Source organism: Nocardioides sp. Root682 (assembly GCF_001427795.1).
GTDB lineage: Bacteria > Actinomycetota > Actinomycetes > Propionibacteriales > Nocardioidaceae > Nocardioides.
Genome location: NZ_LMHJ01000004.1, coordinates 215,015 through 241,579, shown reverse-complemented (window position 1 = coordinate 241,579; position 26,565 = coordinate 215,015). Strand labels below are relative to the sequence as shown.

27 protein-coding genes and 1 riboswitch are annotated in these 26,565 nt (G+C 70.4%); of the genes, 5 read left to right on the top strand and 22 right to left on the bottom strand.

From position 1 onward, the window contains the following. Entirely contained in the window at positions 1–1,050 is a 1,050-nt protein-coding gene (locus ASD84_RS21950) for a zinc-dependent metalloprotease (RefSeq protein WP_235531200.1), read from the bottom strand. Between the two features lie 30 nt (positions 1,051–1,080). Continuing rightward, positions 1,081–2,559 (bottom strand): D-alanyl-D-alanine carboxypeptidase/D-alanyl-D-alanine-endopeptidase, encoded by a 1,479-nt coding sequence (gene dacB / locus ASD84_RS21945; protein ID WP_056715613.1) that lies wholly within the window; start codon positions 2,557–2,559, stop codon positions 1,081–1,083. 142 nt (positions 2,560–2,701) lie between these two features. Between dacB and ASD84_RS21940 the strand changes: the two genes are divergently transcribed. Further along, complete coding sequence (locus ASD84_RS21940) at positions 2,702–3,190, top strand: inorganic diphosphatase (protein ID WP_056716157.1); 489 nt, start codon at positions 2,702–2,704, stop codon at positions 3,188–3,190. A gap of 25 nt (positions 3,191–3,215) precedes the next feature. On the opposite strand, the gene ASD84_RS21935 is transcribed toward ASD84_RS21940, so the two are convergent. Then, positions 3,216–3,689 (bottom strand): MarR family winged helix-turn-helix transcriptional regulator, encoded by a 474-nt coding sequence (locus ASD84_RS21935; protein WP_056716154.1) that lies wholly within the window; start codon positions 3,687–3,689, stop codon positions 3,216–3,218. 91 nt (positions 3,690–3,780) lie between these two features. On the opposite strand from ASD84_RS21935, the gene ASD84_RS21930 reads away from it, so the two are divergent. Continuing rightward, complete coding sequence (locus ASD84_RS21930; protein WP_056715610.1) at positions 3,781–4,170, top strand: cupin domain-containing protein; 390 nt, start codon at positions 3,781–3,783, stop codon at positions 4,168–4,170. A gap of 73 nt (positions 4,171–4,243) precedes the next feature. On the opposite strand, the gene ASD84_RS25370 is transcribed toward ASD84_RS21930, so the two are convergent. From ASD84_RS25370 to nth, 18 genes are all read right to left on the bottom strand, one after another. Then, on the bottom strand, positions 4,244–4,810 hold the full coding sequence (locus ASD84_RS25370) for a TetR family transcriptional regulator (protein ID WP_056715607.1): 567 nt from the start codon (positions 4,808–4,810) through the stop codon (positions 4,244–4,246). Next, positions 4,807–5,490: a class I SAM-dependent methyltransferase gene (locus ASD84_RS21920; protein ID WP_056715604.1), complete on the bottom strand. Its 684-nt coding sequence runs from the start codon at positions 5,488–5,490 to the stop codon at positions 4,807–4,809. The genes ASD84_RS25370 and ASD84_RS21920 overlap by 4 nt, the downstream gene beginning before the upstream one ends. Then, on the bottom strand, positions 5,487–7,478 hold the full coding sequence (locus ASD84_RS21915; protein WP_056715601.1) for an acyl-CoA dehydrogenase: 1,992 nt from the start codon (positions 7,476–7,478) through the stop codon (positions 5,487–5,489). The genes ASD84_RS21920 and ASD84_RS21915 overlap by 4 nt, the downstream gene beginning before the upstream one ends. A gap of 29 nt (positions 7,479–7,507) precedes the next feature. Next, positions 7,508–8,731 carry a C40 family peptidase gene (locus ASD84_RS21910; protein ID WP_156392171.1) on the bottom strand — a complete coding sequence of 408 codons (1,224 nt, stop codon included), beginning with the start codon at positions 8,729–8,731 and terminating at the stop codon, positions 7,508–7,510. A 114-nt stretch (positions 8,732–8,845) separates the two neighbouring features. Then, entirely contained in the window at positions 8,846–9,931 is a 1,086-nt protein-coding gene (locus tag ASD84_RS21905; protein ID WP_056715595.1) for a phosphatase PAP2 family protein, read from the bottom strand. 47 nt (positions 9,932–9,978) lie between these two features. Beyond that, a complete protein-coding gene (locus ASD84_RS21900) occupies positions 9,979–10,989 on the bottom strand; it encodes an ABC transporter ATP-binding protein (RefSeq protein WP_056715592.1) in 1,011 nt (336 codons plus the stop codon). Then, on the bottom strand, positions 10,989–12,638 hold the full coding sequence (locus tag ASD84_RS21895; protein ID WP_056715589.1) for an ABC transporter permease: 1,650 nt from the start codon (positions 12,636–12,638) through the stop codon (positions 10,989–10,991). The genes ASD84_RS21900 and ASD84_RS21895 overlap by 1 nt, the downstream gene beginning before the upstream one ends. After that, the gene (locus ASD84_RS21890) at positions 12,635–13,720 is read right to left on the bottom strand and encodes a thiamine ABC transporter substrate binding subunit (RefSeq protein WP_056715587.1); all 1,086 of its coding nucleotides are present in this window, start codon (positions 13,718–13,720) and stop codon (positions 12,635–12,637) included. Before ASD84_RS21890 ends, ASD84_RS21895 begins: the two co-directional genes overlap by 4 nt. Beyond that, positions 13,716–13,822, bottom strand: a riboswitch (TPP riboswitch). Its footprint overlaps the gene before it by 5 nt. 29 nt (positions 13,823–13,851) lie before the next feature. Continuing rightward, positions 13,852–14,922, bottom strand: coding sequence for an MBL fold metallo-hydrolase (locus ASD84_RS21885; protein ID WP_056715583.1), 1,071 nt, complete (start codon positions 14,920–14,922; stop codon positions 13,852–13,854). A gap of 9 nt (positions 14,923–14,931) precedes the next feature. Beyond that, on the bottom strand, positions 14,932–15,768 hold the full coding sequence (locus tag ASD84_RS21880; RefSeq protein WP_056715581.1) for an SDR family oxidoreductase: 837 nt from the start codon (positions 15,766–15,768) through the stop codon (positions 14,932–14,934). Next, positions 15,765–16,874, bottom strand: coding sequence for a diacylglycerol kinase (locus ASD84_RS21875; RefSeq protein WP_056715578.1), 1,110 nt, complete (start codon positions 16,872–16,874; stop codon positions 15,765–15,767). Before ASD84_RS21875 ends, ASD84_RS21880 begins: the two co-directional genes overlap by 4 nt. A gap of 58 nt (positions 16,875–16,932) precedes the next feature. Continuing rightward, positions 16,933–18,135, bottom strand: coding sequence for an NADH:flavin oxidoreductase (locus ASD84_RS21870; protein ID WP_056715575.1), 1,203 nt, complete (start codon positions 18,133–18,135; stop codon positions 16,933–16,935). 68 nt (positions 18,136–18,203) lie between these two features. Further along, positions 18,204–18,701, bottom strand: coding sequence for a hypothetical protein (locus ASD84_RS21865; RefSeq protein ID WP_056715572.1), 498 nt, complete (start codon positions 18,699–18,701; stop codon positions 18,204–18,206). 54 nt (positions 18,702–18,755) lie between these two features. Then, entirely contained in the window at positions 18,756–19,538 is a 783-nt protein-coding gene (locus ASD84_RS21860; protein ID WP_235531199.1) for an enoyl-CoA hydratase/isomerase family protein, read from the bottom strand. Between the two features lie 21 nt (positions 19,539–19,559). Further along, entirely contained in the window at positions 19,560–20,735 is a 1,176-nt protein-coding gene (locus ASD84_RS21855) for a MarP family serine protease (protein WP_056715570.1), read from the bottom strand. A 4-nt stretch (positions 20,736–20,739) separates the two neighbouring features. After that, positions 20,740–21,531, bottom strand: a complete 792-nt coding sequence (locus ASD84_RS21850) for an NUDIX hydrolase (protein WP_235531198.1) — start codon at positions 21,529–21,531, stop codon at positions 20,740–20,742. Further along, entirely contained in the window at positions 21,528–22,172 is a 645-nt protein-coding gene (locus tag ASD84_RS21845) for a TlpA family protein disulfide reductase (protein ID WP_082573950.1), read from the bottom strand. The genes ASD84_RS21850 and ASD84_RS21845 overlap by 4 nt, the downstream gene beginning before the upstream one ends. Continuing rightward, complete coding sequence (nth, locus tag ASD84_RS21840; protein ID WP_056715565.1) at positions 22,169–22,897, bottom strand: endonuclease III; 729 nt, start codon at positions 22,895–22,897, stop codon at positions 22,169–22,171. The genes ASD84_RS21845 and nth overlap by 4 nt, the downstream gene beginning before the upstream one ends. A 231-nt stretch (positions 22,898–23,128) precedes the next feature. Here nth and ASD84_RS21835 point away from each other — a divergent pair, with 231 nt between their 5' ends. The 3 genes from ASD84_RS21835 to ASD84_RS21825 all read left to right on the top strand — a co-directional run bounded on the left by ASD84_RS21835 (position 23,129) and on the right by ASD84_RS21825 (position 25,795). Next, positions 23,129–23,749, top strand: a complete 621-nt coding sequence (locus tag ASD84_RS21835; protein ID WP_182380449.1) for a Crp/Fnr family transcriptional regulator — start codon at positions 23,129–23,131, stop codon at positions 23,747–23,749. 86 nt (positions 23,750–23,835) lie between these two features. After that, positions 23,836–24,345, top strand: a complete 510-nt coding sequence (locus tag ASD84_RS21830) for a SigE family RNA polymerase sigma factor (RefSeq protein ID WP_056715559.1) — start codon at positions 23,836–23,838, stop codon at positions 24,343–24,345. A gap of 67 nt (positions 24,346–24,412) precedes the next feature. After that, positions 24,413–25,795 carry a PD40 domain-containing protein gene (locus ASD84_RS21825; protein WP_056715557.1) on the top strand — a complete coding sequence of 461 codons (1,383 nt, stop codon included), beginning with the start codon at positions 24,413–24,415 and terminating at the stop codon, positions 25,793–25,795. Here ASD84_RS21825 and ASD84_RS21820 read toward each other — a convergent pair. Beyond that, entirely contained in the window at positions 25,782–26,540 is a 759-nt protein-coding gene (locus ASD84_RS21820) for a helix-turn-helix domain-containing protein (protein WP_235531197.1), read from the bottom strand. The two genes, ASD84_RS21825 and ASD84_RS21820, sit on opposite strands and share 14 nt — an antisense overlap. Positions 26,541–26,565 lie beyond the last annotated feature (25 nt).

Here is a 26,565-nt window from a genome sequence, read left to right as displayed (position 1 = left end):
TCATGACAGGACGCGGCGGACCCAGCCCTCGGGGTCGCTCAGCTCGGCCTTGCTCGGGAGGTTCTCCGGACCGGCCCACACGGCGTTGAACTCCTCCATGCCGACCTTGTCGACCACGGCCCGGACGAACTGCGCACCGTCGCGGTACTGCGCCATCTTCGCCTCGAGGCCGAGCAACCGGCGCAGCACGCGGTCGAGGGTGCCGACGCCCTTGCGGCGCTGGGTGAACTTGGCGCGGATCCTGTCGACGCTCGGGATCACGCTGGGACCGACGTCGTCCATGACGACGTCCGCGTGGCCCTCGAGCAGCGACATCATCCCGGTGACCCGGTCGAGGATCTCGCGCTGCTCGGGGGTGCTGAACATCTCGACGATGCTGCCGCCGTTCCGAGCGGCCTTGATCGCCTCGGTGAGCCGGTCGAGGCCGCCGTCGATGAGGCTGCTCGGGTCGACGGCGTCGCTGATCGCGGCGATCTCGGAGAACAGGTGCTCGCGCATCCACGGCACCGCCGTGAACTGCACGCGGTGGGTCTCCTCGTGCAGGCAGACCCAGAGGCGGAAGTCGTGCGGGTCGACCTCGAGCTCGCGCTCGACGTGGACGATGTTCGGTGCCACCAGCAGCAACCGGCCATGGTCCCCGTGGAACGGGTCGAACTGGCCGAGCACCTTGCCGGCGAGGAAGCCCAGCAGGCCGCCGACCTCGGCGCCGGTGATCTTCGAACCGACCTTGACCGCCAGCCGCCCCGGCGGCTTCGACTCCACCATCTTCTCGACCATGGGGCGGGTCGCGACCGCGAACGCCTCCGCGTTGGCCTGAACCCAGCCGCGGCGATCGACCACCAGGATCGGCGCCGTCCCGTCGGGGGCGTCGAGGCCGGTGAAGTCGCGGACCAGGCCGGTCGAGCGGTTCGCGCCCGCCCGCAGCTCCGCGACGGCGTCGTCGGCCTCGGTGCGGGACACCACGGGGCCCTCCCCCGCCAGCCGGGACCCGAGCGCCACCGCAAGGCCCCAGTCGATCATCGGGGGCAGTTCAGCGGTCGGCTCGGTCATGCGGGAAGCGTAGACCGCCCGCGAAGTGCGCTAACCGCCGCAGGAGCAGGCGCCCAGCCCGGCCGCGGCGTTGTCCAGCGCGGTCTGGGCCAGGGTCTCCTTCGGGTCCTTGATCCGGTCGGCCATGAGAACGAAGCCCATCAGGTTGCCGTCGCGATCGAGGGCGATGCCCGCGAGGGACGACACGTTGGACAGGGTGCCGGTCTTGGCACGCACCCGTCCGCGAGCGGCGGCCGGGCCCTTGTCCATCCGGTTGGCGAGCGAGCCGGTGAAGCCGGCAACGGGCAGGGCGGCCAGCAGCGGGCGCAGCTGCGGGTGGGCGTCCGAGGCCGCCAGCCGCAGGACACCGAGCAGTACGGCGGGCGCGAGTCGGTTGGCTCGGGAGAGCCCGCTGCCGTCGTACAGGACGGAGGCACCGAGGGGTACGCCGTTGGCGGCGAGGACCCGTTTCACCCCGGCCTGGCCAGCCTCGAACGAGCCGGCACCCTGGTCGGCGATGCCGATGTGGCGCAACAGCACCTCGGCGGCGGCGTTGTCGCTGACCTCGATCAGGCGCTGCACGATCTGCGCGACGGTCGGGCTGCTGACGGACCCCACGGGAGTCGCTGCGGCAGCTGCGGCTGCGTGCGTGGTGCGGCCGACGGCCTTGACGCCGTACCGGACCAGCGCCTTGCGGAACTCCTCAGCGGCGGTCGCGGGCGGGTTGGCCACGCGTCCCGAGCCGTCCGCCTCGCGGCCCTGGTCGACCCAGAGCGCGCCGATCGGCGCGATGTCGTCGGGCACGTAGCTCGGCTCCCAGTGCGGGTTGACCGCCGGTCCGGAGAACAGCGAGTCGTCGTAGGCGAGCTCGACCGAGCGGATGCCGTCCGCCTTCAGCGCCCGGGCGGTACGACGGGCGAGCGTCCTGATGTTCGCCCGCACCGGCACGAAGGTCGCCGATCCGGCGCCGGACGCGGTCTCCGGGGAGCGCGAGAGGAACGGGTCGCCGCCCCCGACGAGGGTCAGTCGGGGCGTCGTACCGGTCTGGTCGAGCACGGTCGTGGTGGTGAAGACCTTGTCCGGTCCGAGGAGGAAGAGCGCGACCGCCGACGTGACGACCTTGGTCGTCGAGGCAGGGATCGCGACGGCGGCACCCTCGGACCTCTCGTACGCGACGCCGGTCCCGTCCAGGGCGCCCACGATCGCCAGCACATGGCGGCCGAGGTCGGGGTCGTTCAGCCCGGCGAGCGCCTGCTCGACCGCCCCGGGGTCCAGCTGACCCAGGCCGTTGGCGGGCTCGGCCACCGCACTGGGGAGCACGACGTCCGGTACGTCGACCTCGGGCGGCGGTGCCACCGCGGCCGGATCAGCAGGGACACCGGACTGGCCGTTGCGGAAGTCGTGCCACTGGTCCTCGGCCCAGCCGGTCTGCCAGGCCACCCCACCGGCGGCGACGAGCGCGACCGCGACGAGCCCGCCGAACGCCTTCTTCCGGCGCCCGGAGACCCGCTCCTCGTCCCTGCTGGCCACTTTTCCCTCTCCCCGACTGCACGTTCGGAGACATTGTGCGGGACAATGGCGCCGACAACGACGCGGGGCAGGCCTGACGAGCCAACGGCCGCCCCCGCCGGACCCGCCAACCGGGCCAGAAATTTGTGGAGGAAAGCCAGTGCTGGAATTCGACGTCCTCGTGGAAATCCCGAAGGGGAGCCGCAACAAGTACGAGGTCGACCACGAGTCGGGACGCATGCGTCTCGACCGCTTCCTCTTCACCTCAACGATGTACCCCGCCGACTACGGCTACATCGAGGACACCCTGGGCCAGGACGGCGACCCGCTCGACGCCCTCGTGCTGCTGCAGGAGCCGACGTTCCCCGGCATCCTGATCAAGTGCCGCGCGATCGGCATGTTCCGGATGACCGACGAGGCCGGCGGCGACGACAAGGTCCTGTGCGTCCCCTCGGGCGACCCGCGCATGGAGCACCTGCGCGACATCAACCACGTGGCGAACTTCGACCGCCTCGAGATCCAGCACTTCTTCGAGGTCTACAAGGACCTCGAGCCCGGCAAGTCCGTCGAAGGCGCCGACTGGGTCGGCCGCGTCGAGGCCGAGGCCGAGATCCACGCGTCGTTCGAGCGTTTCAAACTCGACACCCACTGACCTGATCGCGCCGAGTTGGGGTTTGTCACCCGCGAGTTGGGGTTTGGGTGAGCCAGCCGGGTAGGTCGCCCATGGGCCGGTCTCCGGCCACCTCGGCGAGGGCCTCGACCATCGCGTCGAAGCGACTGGCGCCGAGCTGACTCCGCCAGCGGTCCATGATGCGCTCGAAGCCGGTCGCACTGGCCGCCAGGAGTTCGTCGGCGCGAGACGTGCGACGCAGCCGGACCGCCCTTCGGTCGCCTGGCACTGAACCCCGGGCGACGTACCCCGCCCCCTCGAGGCCGGCCGCGGTCTTGGCCGCGGCCTGCTTGGAGACGCCGAGACGCTGACCCAGCTCGTTGATCGTGCACCCCTCGGGGCCGATCGCCTGGAGCGCGAAGCCGTGCAGCGGCCGAGCCTGAGGATGGCCCTGCTCGGCAAGCTCCCCGTGGAGCGCGTCGACGGTGTCCCTGAAGGCGCCTGCCAGGAGGAGTACGACGCGCCAGCCAGGTTCGCTCATGAGCACCTCCAGATCGACAACACGGTTGACCATATCGAACCGGTTACCTACGATCGATAGACAACGACATTGTCTATCTCCCGGAGTCGGTATGCCCGCCATCAAGATCGCCCGCTCGGAAAGTCGCGTCACCGAGACACCCAACGCCTCGATGACCACCCTCGCTTCGCCCACCCAGGGCGGCACACAGGCGCTGAGCCTCTGGCGCGTCGCAATGCGCACCGGCCAGCACGGCCCCCAGCACACCTTCGATGTCGAGCAGGCATGGCACGTGCTCGACGGCACGGCGACCATCGTCGTCGACGCCGAGAGCATCGGACTGTCGGTCGGAGACACCCTGGTGATTCCTGCCGGCGCCCACCGTCAAGTCAGCACCGAGTCCGGCGCGGTGTTCGTCATCACCGGCCCGGCCCGTGGACTGGCGACCCCGCATTCACCTGCCGGTCCTGGCGACCCTGTCTCGCCCGCCTGGATCGTCTGACCCGCACGCCGCGAGCAAAACCCAACTCGAGGGTGACAAACCCCAACTCGAGGGTGACAAACCCCAACTCGCGCTAGTGAGGGGCCAGCAGTGAGGACAGCCCGGTCGCGATGGCGGCCGGGCTGTCGTCGTACTCCGGGGGCAGCGGGACGAAGCTGACGGCGAGCCGGGCCACGGTGCGCGCGAGCGTGCGCCGCTGGGTGGCGTCGACGTCGGGCCAGCTGGTCCGGAGCGCGGCCTCCAGACGGGTGCCGACATGGGTCAGCAGCGTGGCCGAATCAGCCGTGACCAGCTGGACCAGGTCCGGATGGGCGTCACCGGCGCGCACCCGCTGGATGAGCGGGTCGGTCGCGGCGACCTCGAGGTAGGTCCGCAGCCCGGCCTCGAGCCCGGCACGCCGGTCGTCGCGGTGCTCCTCCAGGGTGGCGGCGATCAGGTCACACAGGGCGTCGGCCAGGGCGAGCGTGTACGCCTGCGCCAGTCCGTAGCGCGACCCGAACGAGTTGTAGAGCGTCTGGCGGCTCACGCCGGCATCGCTCGCGACGGCCTCGAGCGTGATGTCGCCCCACGGCTTGGCGAGCAACAGGTCCCGCAACGCAGTGAAGATCGCGTCCCGCCGCGCCGCACTGGCCCGCCTCACGTGCGCTTGACCCCCCGGAAGTAGCCGATCGCCCCGCTCTTCTCGAGTACGACGTCCGCGATCCCCTGCCCCGCCAGCCACCCCTTGAGCTGGGTGGTGCTGCAGCCGGGACCCAGCACGCTGGCGAGCCGGCCGATCCGGCGCATCGGCTCGAACCGCAGGCCGGTGTCGTTGAACAGGGCACTGCCGGTGAGCACGCCACCGGGCTTGAGCACCCGGGCCATCTCGACCACCGCACGGGCGGGGTCCGGGAAGCAGTGCAGGCCGGTGAACGTGACCACCAGGTCGAACGATGCGGTGTCGAAGGGCAGGTTGCCCACGTCGGCGATCTCCGGCACGACCTGGTCGGCCACGCCGCGCGCCTCGGCTGCCCGCATCGTGCGGTCGAGCATGGCCTGCGCGATGTCGCCGGCGACGTACTCCACGCCCTGGCCGGGCTTGAGGCCGCGCAGCGCCACACCGCCGCCGCACGGGACGTCGAGGATCCGGCTCCCGGCGGGCTGGCAACCGATCTCCGCGGACGCCCTGTAGAGCCGGCGCAGGTCGCTGTTGATGCCGACGCGCCAGGCGGCGCCGCCGACGCGGGGGTGCTCGACGGTCCAGTCGTAGAACGAGGCCCAGAGCGGGTCCTCGTCCCAGTCACCGATGCCGGGGACCCGGGAGAGCGTCTTGCGGATCATGCGTGGTCCCCGACCAACGCCGGGGCACGCAGCATCTCGGCCGGGACGGCGAAGGCATCGACCAGGTCACCGGCGATCGGGCGCACCCGACGGCACAGGTCACCGATCTCGCGGGTGATCTGCTTGGACCGCTGGGTGGTGAGCCGACCGTGCTCCATGAACCAGGCCGCGTCCGCCTCGATGCTGCTCAGGGCGTACAGGTCGCAGAGCATGTTGAGGGCGAGCTTGTTGGTGCTGCCGTCGGCATCCTCGGCGAGCGTGCCGAGCTTGTCGACGAATGCCTCGAGGACGAGCCGCTCGACGTGGGCCCTGGCCGTGGAGATCACGTGGTCCTGGACCCGCGAGAAGACCTCCCCCGGTGCCATCCCGGAATCGACACCGCGCTTGAGGCGCCGGGCGACGCCGCCGATCCGGTGCTCCTCGCGGAACCGGAACATCGCCAGGTGGTAGCTCGGGTCGAGCAGCCCGCTGTCGGTGTACCAGGCGTCGTCACGGTCCGGGAGCGCGTCGCGGATCTGCTGCAGGATCTTGTGGACCCGGGTCTTCTCCAGCACCGTGTCGACGGCGAGGTTCGCCACGAACCGCACCATCCCGAGCTGGTCGAGGTCGGAGAAGTCGCTGGCGTAGTCGGTGAGCAGTCCCTTGCCGACGAGCTGCAGCAGCACGTGGTTGTCGCCCTCGAACGTCATGAAGACGTCCGTGTCGGCCTTGAGCGCGGCGAACCGGTTGACCGACAGGTAGCCGGCACCGCCACAGGCCTCGCGGCACTCCTGGATGACGTCGGTGGCCAGCCACGTCGACAAGGCCTTCGTGCCGGCGGCCCGCGACTCCAGCAGGCGCCGCGACTCCTCGTCGGGGGTGATCCCGGAGAAGACGTCGTGCAGGCGGCTGGCCAGCACCTCCTGGGCGAAGTGCAGGGCGTAGGTCCGGGCCAGGCGCGGGAACAGCCTGCGCTGGTGCAGGCCGTAGTCGAGCAGCAGTTGCTCGGCGTCCTCGCCCTCCTGGGCGGTCCCTGTCTCGAACTGCCGGCGCTGGAGGCCGTACTTCACCGCGATCGTCAGGGCCACCTTCGCGGTGCTGACCGCGGCCGACCCGACCGAGACCCGGCCCTGGACGAGGGTGCCCAGCATCGTGAAGAAACGGCGACCCGAGCTCTCGATCTCGCTGACGTAGGTGCCGTCCTCGGTCACGTCGGCGAACTTGTTGAGCAACGCCTCGCGCGGGACACGTACACCGTCGAACCAGATCCGGCCGTTGTCGACGCCGTTGAGGCCCATCTTGTGGCCGTCGTCCTCGATCCGGATCCCGGGCAGGGGCTGACCGTCCTCGTCGCGGATCGGCACCACGAACGCGTGCACGCCGTGGCCCTCGCCCCCGACCTCGAGCTGTGCGAACACGGCCGCCATCCGGGCGTGCTTCGCGGCGTTGCCGATGTAGTCCTTGCCGGCCTCTGGCGTGCTGGTGGTGATCACGAACTCGCTGGTGGCGGGGTCGTACGTCGCCAGCGTCCCGAGTGCCTGGACGTTGCTGCCGTGGGCCGTCTCGGTCATGGCGAAGCAGCCCATCAGCTTGCCCGTGATCAGGTCGGACAGGTACGCGTCGTGGTGCCGCTTCGTCCCGAGCTGCAGGATCGCTCCGCCGAACAGGCCGAACTGGACACCGAACTTCACCAACACCGAGAGGTCGCCGTACGCGAGCGTGTCGAAGGCGGCGATCGAGGCACCGATGTCGTCCCCGCCGCCGTACTCCTTCGGAAAGCCCACACCCGGGGCGCCGGTCGCAGCGATCTCGAGGACCACTCCGAGCACCCGTTCGCGGAACTCGTCGCGGGTCATCGTCTCGGCGTCCTCCAGGACCGAGGCGTACGACGGCAGCAGCTCGCGCACCTGGGCGCGCATGTCGGCGTACCTGCCGTCGAGCACGCTGGTCAGCGCAGCCACGTCGATGGTGAGCGCCGGGGGCTTGGTCGTCGTGGTCTCCTCAGCCATGGGCTGAACCTAACGGACCACGAAGTATTTCAGGGACGGGCGTAGAAATCCGGGGTGCGCCAGTAATAGAGAGATTCCTCGGTGACGGGGCGTCCGGTGCGGGGCGCGTGGATGATCCGGCCGTTCCCGGCATAGAGCGCCACGTGGTAGATCGAGCCGGGGTTGTTGCCCTCGCCCCAGAACACCAGGTCCCCGGGCCGCAGCTGTCCGGCGGAGATGGGCGTGGAGACGTCGTACTGGGCGACCGAGTAGTGCGGCAGGCTCTTGCCGCCGGCGGCCCACGCCTCGGCGGTCAGGCCGGAGCAGTCCCAGGCGTTCGGGCCCGAGGCTCCCCACCGGTACGGCTCCCCCAGCTGGGCGCGAGCGAACGCGATGGCAGCCTGGGCGCCGTTGCTGGGTGCCGGCGGCGGGTCAGCCGCGTCCGGCTCGTTCGGCTCGGGTGACGGAGTGTCGTTGCGGACCGGCGTCGGCTTCGGGGTGGCGGCGACCCGGGCAGCCCGGCGTTCCTCCTCGATCGCGCGTTGGCGCCGGGCGGCGAGCGCGACGCTCACGCCCTGGAGGCGGGCGAGGGTGCGGACCAGCCGGGTCTTCCGGCGCTCGATGCGGGCCGTGGTCGCGGTCGCGACCCGGGCAGCGGCCTGCGCCTCGTCACGCTTGACGCGAGCATCGGCCGCGGTCCGGTCCGCCTTGTCCGACGCCGCCGTTGCCGCGACGGACGCCTTCTCGGCCGTGTCCGCGGCGGCGATGAACTCGTTGCGCTGCTGGTTGAACATGGCCTGCACGTGGTCCGTCGCGGCGGATCGTTCGACCAGCGACTCCATGCCATCGGCGCTGACCAGGACGCCCACGGCCGACAGCTCGAGGCCCATCGCGTTGGCGGTGATCACCGCGTCGCGGTAGTCGGCCTTCTGGACGGTCATCGTCCGGTCGGCCTGCACCGACTCCGTGTCGGCGGCCCGCTTGGCCGTCCGGGCCTGCTCCGCGGCCCATCGGGCGCCGTTCCAGGCCTCGGCGGCCTTCGCGGCGCGGATCGATGCCGCTTCCAGGTCCGCGGCCGCCTCGGCCAGCTTCTGCTGGACCTTCTCGACCTGCGTCTTCGCGACCGCCGCCTGGTCCTGCGCGGCCCGGATGTCGCTGACTGAGGGGGTGTCGGGATCGGCTGGACCCGATGGATCAGCCATCGCTCCCGGGGCGAACGCGGCCGCCGTCAGCACCAGCGCAAGAAGACCTGACCCGAGAGTTGGAGTGCGCACTCGCGCCACCGTAGTGCGATTTCGTCACATCCGAAACAAAAATCCCAATATTCTCACCCGTCACCGGCGTGTCGCCTTGACGAACTACAACGATGTAATTCGTGAAAGGGGACACTACTCGACGTCGACAGGCACCTTCGACGTCGTCGTCGTGGGGTGCGAGTGCAGTCCGCGATCGAACTTCTGACCGCTCGCGACACCGCCCAGGTAGAAGGACACGACAGCGATCGCGATGCCGGCGATGTCGTCGGCGACGTAGTGCCACCCGAAGTACAGCGTGGCGATCACGGTCAGCCCGAAGTTCACCCAGAACACCCACTTGAGGATCTTCGAGCGCAGCGTGTACTGGACCATCAGTGCGAAGAGCAGCGTGATCGCGCAGTGCAGGCTGGCGAAGCCGGCGATGGAGTTCACCGAGCCGGTCGCGCCGCCGTACAGGACATTGCCCCTGGCTCTCACGATCCCGTTCATCAGGTCGGTCGTGCCGGTGTGCGCCAGACCTCCGGTTCCGTAGTACTCCGCGGCGTACGCGATGCCGGGGCCCAGGGTCGGGAGCAGGTAGTACGACAACGTGCCGAGCGACCAGGCCAGGCACTGGGACGTCACGAACCAGTAGCCGAACGACATGTTCCGCGACCAGACCAGCCAGGCGGTCACACCGAGCGGGACCAGCGGCAGGAACATCAGGTAGATCGGGGAGAGCACCTCCGCGGTGACCGTCTTGCCGAGAACGGCGTGCAGGACGTCGCTCGGGTCGTTCCCGAAGAAGATGACCCGGTCCATGATGTGCAGCTCGCGGTCGTACGACAGGGCCCTGACCTCGCCGGGTGCCGCCGACGGGTCGGAACGCACGAACGGCAGGAAGGACTTGAGGTTCCGGTAGCTGACGTAGGTCAGGTAGAAGCTGATGACACCGATCGCCACCAGCGTGGCGCGCTCCTTGGTCCAGTGCGTCTTGAGCCGGTGCCGGACGATCGGCATGACCCGGTTCGGACGGCCGCGAGCCTTCCACAGGGTCAGCGGCAGCAGGTCGAGCAGCAGTGCGCCGATCAGGAGCAACGGCAGGCGGATGTAGGACGGTCCGAGGAAGCTGCCCTCCGGGTCGAGCAGGCGGCGGTCGAGCTTGACCGCGGTGAAGACCGCCAGGCCCAGCATGAGCGCTGCCGTGCCGATGAGAAGGGTGTAGGCGCGGCGGTACACCGGGGCAGTCTAGGGCGAGCGCCCCAAGGGACCGCCCTTGCCGATCCCTACCGGTGCGCCTGTGCGTCGGGAATCACAGCGAGGCCGCGCCGATCCACCCGTACGGCGGCGACGTCCCCCGGCACTGGTGCCCACCCCGGGGCGCCGACCCCGGCAAGATCGCCGACACCGTCGACGGCCACGACCACGCGGCTCCCGTCAGGCGTCAGCTGGAAGTCCCGTACGACGCCCCCGCGACCGTCCCCGGGCCCGACCTGCACCGCGGACGACCGAACCGCCACCGCGGCGCCGGGTGGGACGGGCGCGCCCGCGAGGTCGAGCAGCGCGGCGGCCGCAGCTCCCTCCAGCACGCGGGAGTAGCCGAGGAACAGGGCGGTGTCGCCGTCGACCGGCGCGCCCCACACCTGCGTCGTGGCGCCCTCCTGCACGATCTTGCCGGCACGCATCACGGCCAGCCGATCGGCGACCGCGAACGCCTCGGCCTGGTCGTGGGTGACCATCAGCGCCGTGGTGCCGGACTCCGTGAGGATCCGGCGCAGGTCGGTGGCGAGTCGCCCGCGCAACCCCGCGTCGAGGGCGCTGAGCGGCTCGTCGAGCAGCAGCAGGCGTGGTCGGGCCGCGAGTGAACGGGCCAGTGCGACTCGTTGCCGCTCGCCTCCGGACAGCGTGCGTGGCAGCCGGTCGGCGTACCCCTCCAGCCCGACGAGGGTGAGCAGGTCGTCGACCTCGGCCCGGACCGCGGCACGCGAAAGGCCCCGCAGGCGCTGGGCGTAGCCGACGTTGCGGGCCACGGTCAGGTGGTCGAAGAGCTGCCCGTCCTGGAACATCAGCGCGAAGCCGCGGCGATGGGTCGGGGTGCCGGCGAGGTCCTGGCCCTCCCAGGCGATCGATCCGTCCACGAGAGGTTCGAGGCCCGCGACCGCGCGCAACAGCGTCGACTTGCCGCAGCCCGACGGACCGAGCACGGCCAGCACGTCGCCGTCCTTGACGGACAGATCCACGGCGTCCACGGCACGGGTGCCGTCGAACGTGACGGTCACGCCCTTGAGCTCCAGCATCACCAGGCTCCCGTTCCCGGCACGCGCAGCCGCTCGACGACGAGGATGACCGCGGCGGTCACCGCGGCCAGGACGACCGAGGCTGCCATGGCGGTGCCGTAGTTGAGGGCACCGGGATGGCTCAACAACCGGTAGATCGCCACCGGCAGCGTCGGTTCGGCCGGACGCACGATGAACGAGGTCGCGCCGAACTCCCCCAGCGACACGGCGAACGCGAAGCCCGCGGACGCGAGCAGCGGCCGCCAGATGACGGCGAGGTCGACGGTGCGAAGGGCCCGCAGCGGCCCGGCTCCCAGCGACGCAGCGGCCTGTCGTTGCCGGTCGTCGATGCCGGCCAGGACCGGCACGAGGGTCCGCACCACCAGCGGCAGGGCCACCAGCGCCTGGGCGATCGGCACCAGCAGCGGGCTGCTCCGCAGGTCCAGCGGCGGTTCGTCGAGGGCGATCAGGAACCCGAAGCCCAGGGTCACCGCGGACACACCGAGCGGGAGCATGAAGAAGCCGTCGAGCACGGTGCGCATCCGCCGACCCGTCCGGGTGCGAGTCCGGCGGGTCACCACGAACGCGACGGCCAGGCCGAGCGACAGCGACATCCAGGTCGCGTCGACCGCGATCCGCAGCGACGCGACCAGTGCATCCGTGACCGACACCTGGAGCAGCCCGTCGCCCGATCCCTCGAGCGCACGGTAGAAGTCCAGGGTCCAGGCGCCGTCGCTCCGGAAGGACGCGACGACCAGCGTCAGGACCGGCAGCGCCACGGCCAGCAGGGTCAGCACGGTCACCCCGATCGCTGGCGCGTCACGCCACTGCGGTCGCGCGGGGGCGGCCACGGATCGTCGTACCGTCGGGTCCGGGACGGCGCGCAGGCGGCCCACGACGACCAGGAGCACGACGACCGCGACCATCTGGACCAGCGACAGGGCCGCCGCAGCGGGCAGGTCCAGCAGGTCGGCGGTCAGCAGGTAGATCTCGGTCTCGACGGAGGAGTACCTGACCCCGCCGAGCACCAGGACCACGCCGAACGCCGTCGCGCAGAACAGGAACACCACGCTGGCTGCCGACACGATCGCCGGGCGCAGGGCGGGGAAGGTGACCGTACGGAACACCTGCCACGGTGAGGCCCCCAGTGCCGCTGCGGCCTCCCCCGGTCGACGGTCCAGGCCCTCCCAGGCCACGCCCACCGTGCGGATCACCACCGCGACGTTGAAGAAGACCAGCCCGATCAGGATGGCCACCGGGCTGCCGTCGAGGCCCAGGAAACCGAGCGGGCCCGACGTCGAGATGAGCTCACGGACCGCCAGGCCCACGACCACGGTCGGCAGCACGAACGGCACCAGCAGTGCCGCGCGCACCAGTCCGCGACCCCGGAACCTCAACCGGTGCAGGACGTACGCGGCCGGTACGCCGAGCAGCACCGCGATCGTCGTGGCCACCGTGCTCGTCCAGACGGTGAACCACAGCACCCGTCCCGTCCGCGGCCGCTGGAGCACCTCGCCCACGGCCCCTGGATCGAAGCCGCCCTCGGGCCACAGGCCCCGCTCGAGCATCGCCCCGACCGGCAGCACGAAGAAGACCGCGAACACCGCCACCGGCACGGCAGCAAGCAGCGCGAACGCGAGCTTGCGACCGGTCCCGGCAGTCGGTGTCATCGCGAGATGATCTCGGTCCATTCCTCGAGCCAGGCCTGACGCTCGCTGGCGATCTCGGCCGGCTCGACCTGCTCCGTGTCGGCGGGGCGCTTGGCGAAGGTCGCCCACTCGGCCGGCAGCTCGACGCCGTCGGCGACCGGGAAGACGTACATCGTCGGTGCGAGCGCGGCCTGCACCTCCGGGCTCAGCAGCCAGTCGATGACCGCGTGGGCGCCCGCGACGTTGGTCTCGTCGTCCTCGTCACCCTGCAGCACGCCGGCGTACTCGACCTGCTCGAAGCAGTTGTCGAGCAGCGCGCTGGTCGTCGACTTCGTGCCGGCCTTGTTGAGCGTGAAGGCGGGCGAGGAGTCGTAGGACACCACGATCGGGCGGTCACCACCGGAGAAGGTGAAGTCGGTGAAGTAGGCGTCGGACCAGCCCTTGACGACCTTGGCGCCGTTGGCGACCAGGTCCTCCCAGTAGGTGGGCCACTCGTCGCCGTACTCCTCGATCGTGGAGAGCAGGAAGGCCAGGCCGGGCGAGCTGGTGCTGGCGCCGGGGATCACGAACAGGTCCTTGTAGAGCGGCCTCGTCAGGTCGGCGAGGCCGGTCGGCGCAGGGATGCCCTGCTTGCGGAACCACGCGTCGTCGACGTTGACGCAGACGTTCCCGTTGTCGATCGGCGTCAGGGCGTCGTCGTCGTCACCCTCGAGCTCGAACTTCTCGGCGCCCGCGGGCAGCGTCGGCGAGTACGACGCGAAGACGTCCTCGTCGATCGCGCGCGTGGCGAACGAGTTGTCGACGCCGAACACGACGTCGCCGACCGGGTCGTCCTTGGTGAGGACCAGCTGGTTGGTGAGGGCGCCGGCGTCCTCGAGCTTGCTGATCTCCAGCTGGAAGCCGGACTCCTTCTCGAACGCCGCGACCAGGTCGTCGGGCAGAGCGAAGGACTCGTGGGTCACGAGGGTGACGCTCTTGTCGGTGGCGCCGGTCTCGCCGTCGTTCTCGCTGCTGATGAGCGAGCAGCCGGAGGCGAGCAGCGCGAGCGCCGCGACACCGATGACGGGGCTGGTGAGCCGGATGAGGTGGTTGCGCGCACGCATGATGGAGATGACTCCCTTCGCCGGTGTTAACCGGAGCAGGTTCAGAGGGTCTGCGGCGGATCCGCACTCTCAGCACCCTTCGGTGCTCCCCTGTCTGTGCCCGCGAGTCTAGTGCGCGCCGGCGCTGAGGCTCACAGCGCCGTGAACACGACCCCGTCGGCCTCGTCGGACGCAGTGGCCTGGCCGCGGGCGACGAGCAGGTCGAGGTGCGCCTTGGTCTCCATCGCCGCCATCCCCTGGCTGAAGATGTCGAGGTCGTCGAAGGCGTGCTCGTGACGGGTCCAGCCCAGGTCGCGGGCGACCACGATCGAGGTCACGTCGCCGCGGGCCTCCAGCGACGCCAGGCTCTGGTCGAGCCGGGTCTCGTGGTGGGCGAGCAGCTCGTCGACGCGGGTGTACGACGACGGCGCGACCGGCCCGTGTGCCGGGAGGATGCGCAGGTCGGGGAGGGCGCGCACCCGGGCCAGCGAGGACATGAACTGGCCCAGCGGCTGCTCGACCGCAGGGACCGTGAAGCCGATAGACGGCGTGATCGTGGGGAGCACGTGGTCGCCGGCGAACAGCACACCTTCGACCTTGTCGGCGTAGACGTAGTGGCCGGGCGTGTGGCCGGGCGTGTGCACCGCGTCGATGGTGCGGTGACCGACCTCGAAGGTGCGATCGCCCTCCAGCCACAGGTCGGGGAAGGCCCAGTCGACCGCGTCGGGCAGGACCCCGTCGTGGCCGGCCGCCCACAGCTCGGCGATCTCGGCGGCACCCGCGGTGCGGAGCACGCTGAGGAACGGGCTCTCGCCCAGCTCGTCCTCTGCAGCACGGTGCAACAGCTCGAGCGCCGGCTTCTCGTCGATGCCGAGCACCACCTCGGAGCCGAACTCCTGGCCCAGGACCGTCGCCATCGTGAAGTGGTCGCGGTGCACGTGGGTCACCAGGAACCGCTTGATGTCCCCGAAGCCCGAGCCGATCGACCGCAGGCTCTTGTCGAGCAGCTCGCGCGCGACCGGGATCGACCAGCCACCGTCGATCAGGGTCAGCCCGTCATCGGCCTGGACGACGTACACGTTGATCGCCTTGAGGCCGTCCATGGGCAACGGCAGCGGGATCCGGTAGATGCCGTCGGCGACCTGCCAGGCGCCCTCGTCGGCCCAGTACCGTCCCGAGTCCGGTGAAAAGGCGTGGCCGGTTGCAATGCCTCCCGTGGTCATCTGGCCACTTTAGGGAGCCGTCACCACGTGTGCTCCACCGGGCAGCAGATCGGGCAGGTTGAGGTCCAGGTTGGGCTCCTGGATGCCGCCGTCGACCTCGAGCAGCTTGCCGGTGATGAACTGGCCTGCGCGCGACGACAGGTACAGCACCGCCGCGGCGATGTCCTCGGCCTCACCGATCCGGCCCAGCGGAGTGGCTTCCTCCATCTGCTGCTTCATCTCGGGCACGCCGGCGACGAACTCCAGCGCGCTCGTCATCACCGAGCCCACGTAGACGCCGTTCACCCGGATGTTCGGGGACAGGTCGGTCGCCGCGAGCCGCGTCCAGTGGGCCAGCGCCGCCTTGGCGACGCCGTACGCGAGGTAACCGCGCGCCGCCGTACGCCCCATCATCGAGCTGATCGAGGTGATCGACTTCTGGCGTCCCTCGCCGGCCGACGCGAGCATCAGCGGGACCGCGGCCCGGCTGAGGGCGTGGGCCGTCGCGACGTTGAAGTGGAAGGACTCCTCGAGGTACGCGACATCGGTGTCGAGGAACGCGTTCGGGATCGTGCCGCCGACGTTGTTCACGACGATGTCGAGGCGGCCGAAGGCGTCGTACGCCGCCTGGGCCAGGCCGGCGACCTCGTCGGTGTGCGCCAGGTTCGCGGGTACGACGACAGCGCGGCGCCCGACGGCCTCGATCCGTGCCGCCACCTCCTTGAGCTGCGTGTCGGTGCGCGACGAGATGAGCACGTCCGCGCCGGCCTCGGCGAGCGCGATCGCGGTCGCTGCGCCGATGCCGCGGCCGGCCCCCGTGACGACGGCGACGTGGTCGGTGACGCTGAAGCGGTCGAGGATCGTCATGATGCTCCGTTGGTCGAGACCAGGCCACGTCCCGTGACGAGCGGCAGGTCGAGGGCGGTGATGAGTCCGGGCCGTGCGGCCACGACGGCCGGCACGGCGTTGATCAGGCGCTGGGCGGTGACGATCATCCCGGAGACGTTGTGGTCGCCGTGCTCGCCGTGGTGGGTGAACTCGACCTTCATGCACGGCTCGCCGGTGATCTCGATCCGGTAGCAGCCGTCGCCCTCATGGGGCCGTGGCCAGTCCGGCTCGGCCTCGGCGTCGGTGCGGGTGACGTGCTCCAGGGTGATCCGCGGGACGCCGTCGACGGTGCCGATGACGCGGAACAGCACCGAGCCCATGGTCCCCTCCTCGACATCGAGCGAGTGGGTCTTGGCCGTGCGCGGGGCGGGTCGTCGGGTGACCTCCTCGACCAGGGGCTCGTCGAGGGTGACGCCGAGTCCCGCGGCGATGACGCGCACGACCGGGCCCCACGCCGTACTCAGGATGCCGGACTCCCACAGCATCGGCTTGGTGTCCATCGACTGCCCGAAGCCGAAGATGTCGCGCATCACGACGGGCTGGTAGTAGGTGGAGTAGTCGGCGATCTCGCTGACCTTGATGTGGTCGATGCGCTGGCTGAGACTGGTCATCACCAGCGGCAGCACGTCGTTGGCGAAGCCCGGGTCGATGCCGTTGACGTGCAGGCTCGCGTTGCCCTGGCGGCCGGCTTCGTCGATGCCGTCGATCATCTCTGCAGGCAGCGTGCCGTCACGATGCAGCAGGATGACCGGCCCCGACGACACGACGTTGACCCCGTCGCGGATGAACCCGGTCAGGTCCTCGATCGACTCGAAGAGCCGGTCGTCGGTCATCGCGCCGTGCACGATGCAGTCGGGCCGCAGCGCGATCAGCTCGTCACGGTCGGTGGTGGCCTTGATGCCGAGCTCGCGACCCAGCTCGGCGAGCTCACCCGCGTCCTTGCCGTGCTTGCCCGGCGTGGAGGTCCAGACCCCGACCAGCTCGAGGTCGGGATGGGCGTCGACGCCGGCGATGGCGTGGCGCCCGATCGTGCCGGTCGACCAGACGACGACACGCAGTGGCTTCTCGGGGATGGCTTGCGACATGCGAGCCAATGTAGAACAGGTTCTAGTTTTGTGGAAGGGGTTCGGGGACTCGGACTCGCTACCGCGGCCCAGCCACCGGAATCTCCTCGCCCGGCGCCCACTCAGGACATCGCGTGCCGGAGTAGATGGTCGGCATGCAGCGGTTGCAGTGGATGCAGATCCCGCTCGCGGACTCCCCGGCCTGCAGGCGGTTGACCAGGTCCGGCTCACGCAGCAACGCCCGGCCCATCACGACGAACTCGAAGCCGTCGGCCATCGCCTGCTGCATCGTGTCGAGCCGGTTGATCCCGCCGAGCAGCATCAACGGGGTCGTCACGGCAGCCCGGAACTCGAGAGCCTTCGATCGGAAGTACGCCTCCTCGAACTCGTACTCCTTGAGGAACGACCGCCCCATCGGCGTCTTCATCCCCCACTTCACCAGCGTCGGCATGGTTGCGGCGAACTCGTTGACGGGCGCGCCACCGCGGAAGAGGTACATCGGGTTCATCAACGACGACCCACCCGACAACTGGAGCGCATCGAGGTGCCCGTCGGACTCCAACAGCTGAGCGAACTCGACACCTGCCTCGGTCGACACGCCGCCGGGGAAGCCGTCGGAGACCGAGATCTTGGCCGTGACCGCGACCGCGTCCCCCACCTCTTCGCGTACGACGCGCGCCACCTGCCGGGCGAGCCGGGCACGCCGCTCGAGCGGCCCGCCCCACCGGTCGCCGCGGCGGTTGAGCGCCGGCGCCAGGAACGACGAGATCAGGTACGAGTGGGCCATGTGGAGCTCGAGCACGTCGAAACCAGCACGCACGAGGGTGCGCGCCGTGTCGACGTACGCCCGAGTGACCCGGGTCAGGTCCTTCTCGCTCGCCGAGCGGATCATCTGCATCGACAGCGGGCTGGGCATCGGGCTGGCCGCGATCGCGGACACGCCGTTCGACCGGCCGTTGGCAACCGGGCCGGCGTGACCGACCTGGCCGGCGACCTTCGCGCCGGTCGCGTGGATCTCGTCAGCCAGCCGGGCCAGACCGGGCAGGGTCCGTTCCCCCACGACGATCTGTTCGCGATGGGTCCGGCCATCCGGAGCAACAGCGAGGTAGGCGACCGTGGTCAGGCCGACGCCGCCCTCGGCCGGCGCCCGGTGGTAGGCAATCAGCTCGTCGGTGACCTCGCCGTTCGGCGTACGTCCCTCGAAGGTGGCGGCCTTGACCGTCCGGTTGCGCAGGCGCACGGGGCCGAGGTCGACCGGGCTGAACACGTCGGGAGCACTCACCGCTGCACCCTAACCCCGAAACTGGAACACGTTCTCGTTTTCCGTGCCTGCGGAGAAACCGGGAGTGGTCACTCCACGATGATCATCGCCGTGGCGCCGGAGATGTCTTCCTCGACCGAGTAGGTCCCGGCGACGTCGAAGCGGTAGTACTCCTTGAGCCCACCAGAGATCGTCACACCGTCGAGTCCGGCGACCTCGACCGCGCCCACCTGGTCTCCAGTGTTGACGAACTCGACGGTCTGGCCGACCGAGATCGTGATCTCGGACTGATCGAACTCGCCTTCACCCAACGTCGCGGAAGCGAAGGAGAGCGTGGCATCTCCCGGGCCTTCGGTGAAGACCGGCTCGGCGGGGTTCTCGGCGGAGTCGGCGGAGTCGTCGGAATCGTCATCGGTGGAGTCGTCGCCGTCGTCGTCGGCAGCGTCGTCGGGAGCGTCGTCGCTCTGGTCGGACGCGGCGGGCGTGTCCTTCGCCCCGCTGTCGGAGTCGGCCTTGTCGTCCCCACAGCCGGTCAGGCCGAAGGCGAGAAGGACAAGGGCAAGGAGGAAGGCAGCGGCGCGGGTCATGGCGCGAACGCTAACGGAGACCAGCGCCGCGCCGCGGTCGGGTTTTGAACCAATTCAGTTGAACTTCGGGGCGCGCTTGCCCACGAACGCGGCGACGCCTTCGATCCCGTCGGGTGAGCCCGCCTGGTTGCGGATCGAGAGCGTCTCCTTACGGAGGGCCGCCTCGGGCGCGGGTACGGCGACCTCACGCAGCAGGCGCTTGGCCGCGCCGTTGGCCGAGGCCGAGCTCGCCGCGAGGACGCCCACGACCTGCTCGACGGTGTCGGCCAGCTCGGCGGCCGGGACCAGGCGCGCGACCAGCCCGGCGTCGTACGCCTCCTGCGCGGTGAGCAGGTCACCGAGGATCGCCAGGCGCAGGGTGCGGTGCAGGCCGAGCGTGTTGACGAGCAGCGAGCTGCCACCGTCGGGCGACAGTCCGACCTTCGTGTAGGCGAGGCTGAACTTCACGTTGTCCGCGGCGATCACGATGTCGCCCACGGCAGCGAGCGGGAAACCCGCGCCGGCCGCGGTCCCCTGGACGACCGTCACGACGATCGCCTCGGACCGGATCAGCTCGCCGACCGCCCGGTGCAGGGACTCGGCGAGGTCGTCGATGAAGTCGGCGGGGTCCTCGGCGCTCTCGAAGGCAGCCAGGTCGCCGCCGACCGAGAAGAACCGGCCCTCGGCGGCCAGCACGATGACCCGCGCGCCGTCGCGGCCCGCAGCGCGGACCGCGTCGAACAGCTGGGCGACCGACGCATGGTGGATCGGGTTGCCCCGGTCCCCGTCGACGAGGGTGATCCGGGCGATCCCGGCGTCGTGGGCGTAGCTGACGAACAATTCAGGGGCCTCGGTCACGGGTTCATGATGCCGGAACAATCAGGCCGCGCAGTCCCCGGTGTCCTTCTCGGACTCCTCCGTCTCGCCGGCGCGCGCGCTCGCCGCCACCTGCTTGGATGTCAGCGCATAGCCCGTCTCCGGGTCGGTGACCGACGCGGCGAACACGACGCCGGCGACCTTCCCCTCGGGCGTGACGATCGGGCCGCCGGAATTGCCGGGCCGCACCAGGCCGCGCAGCGAGAACACCTCGCGTACGACGGTGCCGGCTCCGTAGATGTCGGGCGAGCGGAGGTTCTGCATGGACCGGATCCGAGCGGTCTGTACGTCGAACGGCCCGTCCTGCGGGTAGCCGACGATCGCGACCGGGTCCTCGGCCGCGGAGGTGTCGTCGAAGCCCAGCACCTTCACGTCGCCGGTGTCGACGGCCAGCACCGCGATGTCGAGCTCCTTGTCGTAGAGCACCACCCGCGCCAGCTCGGTGCCGCCGTTGATGTTCACCTCGGGGTCGTCGACGCCGGCGACGACGTGGGCGTTGGTCATCACCCGGTCCTCGGAGAAGACGAATCCCGTGCCCTCGACACCGCGGCCGCACTGGTTGGCGCCGCGGATCTTCACGACGCTCTCGCGGGTCGCCTTCACCTTCGCCGTCCCGGGCAGGTTGGCCGGGCCCGGGGAGACCTCGACGATCTGCTCGGGAGCGAACGGCTCGAGGTAGCGCGGGAAGAAGCCGGTGCCGACGACGTTGTTGAACGCCTGCAGCACGTTGGGAGCCGCGTCCGGCAGCACCTCGTTGACCTTGGACAGCACGGTCGAGCTGCGCACCGTCGAGGTCACCGACCCGATCCGGGTGCCGGAGATCGCCACGCCCAGTGCCCACGCGACCAGCAGCACGGCCAGTGCACTCAGCAGCGCGCCGCCGATCGCATCGACTGCCCGGGCCGGCTGCCAGGTGATCCGTTCCCGGACCCGCGCGCCGGCGTACTGCAGGACCGCCTGGCCGAGCGAGGCACACAGGATCACGATGAACAACGCACCGAGAGACACGGCCAGTGACGGATCGAGGCTGCCGAGCACGACCGGCGCGAGCAGGATGCCGGCGAGACCGCCGCCCAGCAGGCCCACCGTGGCGAAGGCGCCGGTGACGAAGCCCTGCCAGTAACCGGACAGGGCATAGGCGAGGACGAGCAGCACCAACAGCCAGTCGAGGACGTTCACGCGCTCACTCGTCCGGCTCGAGGAGGTCCATGCCGTCGTCACCCGTCCGGTCGTCGTCGCCCGTCGCGGACGTCCGGCGGACGTACTCGGCGAGCATGTACTCCGGAAGATCATGCACCGGCGGGTCCTCCACTGGTGGGAGCCAACCGAGGAACGAGAAGAACCGGGTCAGGATCCCGCCCGTGAAGCCCCACAGGATGACGTCCTTGTCGTCGCCGATCAGGAAGCCCGGGCCGTTCCAGCCGCCGGGGTGCCGCACGCTGATCCGGTGCTCGGGATCGACCAGCTCACGCAGGCCGACCCGGTGGATCTCGTGGACCTCGTCGGGCGAGGCGACCCGGACCGGGCCGGGGTCGCGCCACCAGCCGAGGATCGGGGTCACCGCGAAATTGGAGGGCGGCAGCCACAGCTCGGGGAGCGCGCCGAAGATCTCGACACTGCCGGGATCGACACCGATCTCCTCCCACGTCTCGCGCAGGGCGGCCTCGACGGCCGTCTCGCCCGGGTCGATCGTCCCGCCCGGGAACGAGACCTGACCGGGGTGGGAACGCATGTGGTGGGCGCGTTCGGTGAGGAGTACGTCGCCGCCGGCGTCACCTTCGCCGAACAGCATCAGCACCGCCCCGCGGCGCGGGTTGCCCCCGGCAGGCGGGAGGAACTGGGTGAGCTCGATGCCCTCGATGCTGCGCGCCCCCTCGGCCAACGGCCGCAGCCAGTCGGGCAGGTCCTCGGGGATCTCGTCGGGGACGTGGTCGACCATCCGGGCCCGCACGTCGTCCGGCATCGGGGTGGTCATCGGGCCCCTTCCTGCGCTGTGTCGTCGGGCGTCCGGGGGGTCACGTCGATCCCGAGGTGCTGCTGGACCAGGGCCACCAGCTCGGCGACCGAGTCGATGCCCCCCGCGGACTGCTGGGTCGAACCGTCGGCGGCCACGAACACGAACTGTGGCAGACCCTGGATCACCAGGTCGGTCTCCTGGAGGTCGCCGCACGCGTCCGCCAGCGACGGGTAGGTGACCCCGCTCTGCCGCGCGAGGTCGATCGCCGCGCCGGGGTAGGTCTCGAGGTAGTCGACGCCGAGCACGCTCACCTGGTCGCCGTACTTCTCGTGGAACTCCTGGAGCACCGGGAGCTCCTTGCGGCACGGGCCGCAGTTGGACGCCCAGAAGTTGATCAGCGCCGGTCCACGGACCTCAGCCAGCGACCGAGAGGTCGTGCCGCCGAGGCAGTCCAGGTCGAGGTCGGGGAGGTCGGAGGCCGGCGCGGCGTCGTCGAACTCGGTGACGCAGTCGGAGATGCCGGCGGCCTCCCGGTCCTTGACCAGGTCGGGCGAGTCGACGTCGACCTTGCACGCGAGAGCCGGTGCGACGCTGTCGCAGCCGGTGAGCAGCACGCCGGCGGCGACCAGTGCGACCAGAGCAGCAGGAGCCCGCCTCAATTCGGACCCTCGGTGCGCAGCAGCTTGTCGGCCTCACCCGGGTCCGTCGGACCTTCGCCGTACGACGGGCACCAGCGCGCCACCGGGCAGGCTCCGCACGCGGGCTTCTTCGCGTGGCAGCAGCGGCGGCCGTGCCAGATCAGGTGGTGCGACAGCATCGTCCAGTCGCGCTTCTCGAACAGTGCACCGACCGCGTGCTCCACCTTCACGGGGTCGGTCTCCTCGGTGAAGCCGAGGCGCCGCGAGAGCCGGCCGAAGTGCGTGTCGACCGTGATGCCCGGGACGTCGAACGCGTTGCCGAGCACGACGTTGGCGGTCTTGCGGCCCACACCGGGCAGCGTCACGAGGTCCTCCAGCCGCCCGGGCACCTGGCCGTCGTACCGCTCCATGAGGGCGGCGCTGAGCTTGAGCAGGGACTCGGTCTTGGCCCGGAAGAAGCCGAGGGGGCCGACGATCTGCTCGAGGTGGTCACGATCGGCGGCGGCCATCGACGCGGGATCGGGGTAGGCGGCGAACAACGTGGGCCGCACCAGGTTGACCCGTTTGTCGGTCGTCTGGGCGGACAGCACGGTCACGACGAGGCACTCGAAGGCGTTGTCGAAGTCGAGCTCGGCCTTCGCGTCGGGATAGGTCGCGGCGAGCACCCGGTCGATCTTGCGGGCCCGCCGGACCCGCTGGGTGGGAGTTTCTTCCTCGACCGCAATCGCCCGCTTGTTCTCCCGCACGGGCCCAGCGTACGGGCGCCCGCCGACAGCACCGGCCGCGACAGCGCGTCGAAACCGCCGCCCGGCGACTAGGTGTGAGTTCGACCACTGGCTAGGATGCGGATCGAGCGTGTCGGTGGGTCTATTCCGTCCCTGGGGGGCGGACCCGCGACGCGCAGTGACTTTGGAGGAAGCGTGGACAACGACGTACTCCGTCAGGCGCCACTGTTCAGCGCGCTCGACGACGAAGCCATGGCCGCCCTGCGCACGTCGCTGGCGACCACGCGGCTGCGCCGCGGCGAGGTGCTGTTCCACGAGGGCGACACCGGCGACAAGCTGTACGTCGTGCTCGAGGGCAAGGTGAAGCTGGGCCGCACGTCCTCGGACGGCCGCGAGAACCTGCTCGCGATCATGGGCCCCGGCCAGATGTTCGGCGAGCTGTCGCTCTTCGACCCCGGCCCGCGCTCGGCCACGGTCACCGCAGTCACCGACGCCGACTTCGCCTCGCTGTCCCACGACGACCTGCTGCGCTGGCTCGAGGGTCGCCCGGTCGTCGCCCGCGGCCTGCTCACCCAGCTCGCCGGACGCCTGCGCAAGGCCAACGACGTCGTCGCCGACCTGGTGTTCTCCGACGTCCCCGGCCGGGTCGCCAAGGCGCTGCTCGACCTGGCCGACCGCTTCGGCCGCACCGCCGACGACGGCGTCCACGTGCACCACGACCTCACCCAGGAAGAGCTGGCCCAGCTGGTCGGTGCTTCCCGCGAGACGGTCAACAAGGCGCTCGCCGACTTCGCCTCGCGCGGCTGGCTGCGCCTGGAGCCCCGCTCGGTCGTCATCCTCGACGTCGAGCGCATGGGTCGCCGCGCCCGCTGAGCTGATCAGCACCAAGGTTTTTCTGCACGGTTCACCCCCGGACCACCCGTCCTGCGCGTAGGTACGGGTGAAAGGGGGTCAGCCGCATGCCACACGCACCACGGGACGCATTCGAAGAGTTCGTCCATGCCCGCACGCCGGCCCTGACCCGCACCGCGTACCTCCTCACGGGGGACGCCCACCTTGCGGAGGACCTCGTGCAGACAGCGCTCTTCAAGACCGCCCGCGCCTGGCACCGGATCCACGGTGACCCGGAGCCCTACGTGCGGCGCATCCTCTACACGCAGAACATCTCGTGGTGGCGGCGGCGCAAGCTGCAGGAGACCCTCACCCCGTCGTACGACGACAAGGCTGGCCCCGCACGCCAGCCCGATGGTGACCTGCGGCTGAGCCTGGAAGCCGCGCTCGCGCAGCTCACGGTGCGGCAGCGCTCCGTCCTGGTGCTGCGGTACTTCGAGGACCTGACCGAGGTGGAGACCGGCGCGGCCCTCGGCATCGGCTCCGGCACCGTGAAGTCGACGGCCCGTGAAGCGCTGGCCCGACTCCGCACCCGCGCTCCCCACCTCGAGGAACTGCTCGAGGGGGTGTCGTCATGAACCACCCCACTCGATTCTTCGTCTCCCCCGCTTCGCTCCTCCGACGAACAATCGATCGGGGACCCCGGTGACCGGCGAGCGCCTCCGCGCGGAGCTCGAGCGGATCGCCGAGGGCGCACCGCAGGTGCACCCCCCGAGCGATCTCTACGCCCGTGGCCGTCGCGCGACTGCCCGGGCGAGGATCCTCGCCGCGGGCGGGGCCGTGGCGTGTGTCGCGCTGCTCGTCACCCTGGTGGCACCGACCCTCCAACCCGATCGGACTCCGGTCGCAGGCAAGCCTGCACCGGGCGTGCCCTCGCACATCCACGCGGTGCCCCTGTACGTCGACGACGTCGAGACCGACCTGAAGATCGGCGTGGGTGCGGCGGCCTTCGTGACCGAGACCGGCATCCCGGTGGTGGTCAGCGCGATGACCGGCGAGTACCACCTGCTCGACCTGGACGGGCTGCTCGCCGGACCCGACACGTCGCCGATCACCCTGGACCATCCTCCGGTCGCACTGTCTCCCGACGGCACCCAGCTGGCCTGGGGGTGGGTGGACCAACACCCCATGGAGCAGGAGAACCGGGAGAGGACCCTCGACGTCAGTGGCATCCGCATCGCCGACCTCGAGACCGGCGAGGTGCGGGCCGTCAGGGTGGAGCACGACAGCTCCTCCGTCCAGCTGGGCAGGCTCTTGGTGAACCAGGTGTCCTGGTCACCCGACGGCCGCTGGCTGGCCTGGGGCGGAACGTGGATCACCGAGTGGACGGACGAGGCGTTCAGCACCCGCAACTACCTGGTCGGGGCCGTGGCGCCGGGCAAGGACAGGTCGAGCTGGGCCGAGCTGCCCGAGCCCACGATCGAGACTGACCAGGAGACAACGGCCGGCGACGTGCCGTTCCTGGTCGCCGTGTCGAACGACGGCGGGCTGAGCGCCATCTCTGGCAACCTGTGGTGGCGGAATTCCGGGCAGGAGCGGATCGTGCTGAGCAGTACCCAGCGGATCACCACGCTGTGGTCCGAGGGCGACCGCTGGTTCGCGCTCCTGTACTCCACCGGCGGCGACGAGGTTGCGATGGTGCGCGAGCTGCCCGACGGCGAGGACCAGGACGCGTACACCCTCGCTCCCCAACCCCGGATGATCGGTGTCCTCGGCGACGGAGCACGGCTCCTCCACCAGGAGTCACTCGACGGCGACGGCGGTGTGGCACCGATGGTCGAGATCATCACGACCGACGTGACGAAGGACGAGATCGGCGCCCGCAAGATCATTGACGTCGACGTGGGCGTGCTCGGCCTGACCCTGGCGAGTGATCTGATCGACCCCGACCGGCCGACCGTCAGCAGGCCGGAACCCGACTGGCCGTGGTCGACCGAGCGCAAGCTCGCCGTCGGCGGCCTGGCGTTGCTCGGCGTGCTGCTGCTCGGTGGGGTGGCCCTGATCGCCCGGCGGCTCAGTACCCGTTGAGGATCTTCCGGGTCGCCTCGTCGGCCGGGTAGAACGCTTCGATCGCCAGCTCCGACAGGGTCACCTCGCGCGGCGTGCCGAACACCGTCGTGGTGGAGATGAACGACAGCACCGTGTCCTCACCCACCCGCAGCTGCAGGGGTACGACGAGCGCGGACGAGTCGATCGACTCGACCCCGTCGCCGGTGACCTCGTCAGCGAGCTCCCCGATGAACGGGTCGCCCGTGGCGTCGTACTCGTGGCGAAGGCGCTCGGCGAGGTGCGCGCGCCACTCCTCGAAGTTCACGACACGGGGGCCGAGGCCGCGCGGGTGCAGCGAGAGCCGGATGACGTTGATGGGCGGCTCCAGCAGGTCCGGGTCGATGCCGTCCATCAACGAGTAGGCCGCGTCATTGGCGCTCACGAGCTCCCAGCGGCGGTCGACGACGAGGGCCGGGTAGGGGTGGTGCGCGGCGAGGATCGCCTCCAGTGCGGCATTCGCCTCGGCCATCGGCGGGTCGGTCAGCTGGTGCTCGGGGTGCGCAGGCGCATGGCCGGCGGCGAGCAACAGCTCGTTCTGCTCACGCAACGGGACCTCCAGGTAGTCGCACAGGCGCAGCACCATCGAGCTCGTCGGACGGGAGCGACCGGTCTCGATGTAGCTGAGGTGCCGGGTCGAGACGTCGGCCCGGCTGGCGAGCTCGAGCTGGGACAGGTGTCGTCGCTGCCGCCAACCGCGGATCAGCTCTCCTGCAGGTGCATTCACGTCGCCCAACCTAGCCAGCGGCCGG

Excerpts from the sequence above, each read along its gene's own strand:
- ASD84_RS21880 (WP_056715581.1), bottom strand. The coding sequence starts at position 15,768 with ATGACGATCCTCGACCGCTTCAGCGTCACCGACCACGTCGCCGTCGTC.
- ASD84_RS21890 (WP_056715587.1), bottom strand. The coding sequence starts at position 13,720 with ATGCGTGCGCGCAACCACCTCATCCGGCTCACCAGCCCCGTCATCGGT.
- ASD84_RS21920 (WP_056715604.1), bottom strand. The coding sequence starts at position 5,490 with ATGATCCGCAAGACGCTCTCCCGGGTCCCCGGCATCGGTGACTGGGAC.
- ASD84_RS21895 (WP_056715589.1), bottom strand. The coding sequence starts at position 12,638 with ATGACACCGACTGCCGGGACCGGTCGCAAGCTCGCGTTCGCGCTGCTT.
- ASD84_RS21885 (WP_056715583.1), bottom strand. The coding sequence starts at position 14,922 with ATGACCACGGGAGGCATTGCAACCGGCCACGCCTTTTCACCGGACTCG.
- ASD84_RS21930 (WP_056715610.1), top strand. The coding sequence starts at position 3,781 with ATGCCCGCCATCAAGATCGCCCGCTCGGAAAGTCGCGTCACCGAGACA.
- ASD84_RS21900 (WP_056715592.1), bottom strand. The coding sequence starts at position 10,989 with ATGCTGGAGCTCAAGGGCGTGACCGTCACGTTCGACGGCACCCGTGCC.
- ASD84_RS21865 (WP_056715572.1), bottom strand. The coding sequence starts at position 18,701 with ATGACCCGCGCCGCTGCCTTCCTCCTTGCCCTTGTCCTTCTCGCCTTC.
- ASD84_RS21835 (WP_182380449.1), top strand. The coding sequence starts at position 23,129 with ATGGCCGCCCTGCGCACGTCGCTGGCGACCACGCGGCTGCGCCGCGGC.
- ASD84_RS21850 (WP_235531198.1), bottom strand. The coding sequence starts at position 21,531 with ATGACCACCCCGATGCCGGACGACGTGCGGGCCCGGATGGTCGACCAC.
- ASD84_RS21915 (WP_056715601.1), bottom strand. The coding sequence starts at position 7,478 with ATGGCTGAGGAGACCACGACGACCAAGCCCCCGGCGCTCACCATCGAC.
- ASD84_RS21950 (WP_235531200.1), bottom strand. The coding sequence starts at position 1,050 with ATGACCGAGCCGACCGCTGAACTGCCCCCGATGATCGACTGGGGCCTT.
- ASD84_RS21830 (WP_056715559.1), top strand. The coding sequence starts at position 23,836 with ATGCCACACGCACCACGGGACGCATTCGAAGAGTTCGTCCATGCCCGC.
- ASD84_RS21935 (WP_056716154.1), bottom strand. The coding sequence starts at position 3,689 with ATGAGCGAACCTGGCTGGCGCGTCGTACTCCTCCTGGCAGGCGCCTTC.
- ASD84_RS21875 (WP_056715578.1), bottom strand. The coding sequence starts at position 16,874 with ATGTCGCAAGCCATCCCCGAGAAGCCACTGCGTGTCGTCGTCTGGTCG.